1 protein-coding gene is annotated in these 374 nt (G+C 69.3%); it reads right to left on the bottom strand.

Features of this window, described 5'->3' with window-relative positions; genetic code table 11:
• A partial coding sequence (locus tag ACLWS4_RS37835) for a GTP-binding protein (RefSeq protein WP_416876548.1) occupies positions 1-374 on the bottom strand: 374 nt, incomplete at both ends.

Below are 374 nucleotides of genomic sequence, written 5' to 3' on the forward strand. Positions count from 1 at the left end.
AGTCGACGGCGGGGAAGCAGTCGGCGAGTCGGCGGGTGTCGACGAGGACGACGGCGCCGATGGCGCCGCGGACGAGGTCGTCCCACATGAACCAGAAGCGGTCCTGTCCGGGGGTGCCGAACAGGTAGAGGCTGAGGTCCTGGTCCAGGGTGATGCGGCCGAAGTCCATGGCGACGGTGGTGGTCGTCTTGTCCCCGGTGTGGGTGAGGTCGTCGATGCCGGCGGAGGCGCTGGTCATGACGGCTTCGGTGCGCAGGGGGTTGATCTCGGAGACCGCGCCGACGAACGTGGTCTTGCCCACGCCGAAGCCGCCCGCCACCACGATCTTCGCGGAGGTGGTGGAGCGAGCCGCCCCGCCGTTAGAGCTTGCGAAG

Source organism: Kitasatospora sp. SC0581 (assembly GCF_048159585.1).
In the GTDB taxonomy this organism is placed as follows: domain Bacteria; phylum Actinomycetota; class Actinomycetes; order Streptomycetales; family Streptomycetaceae; genus Kitasatospora.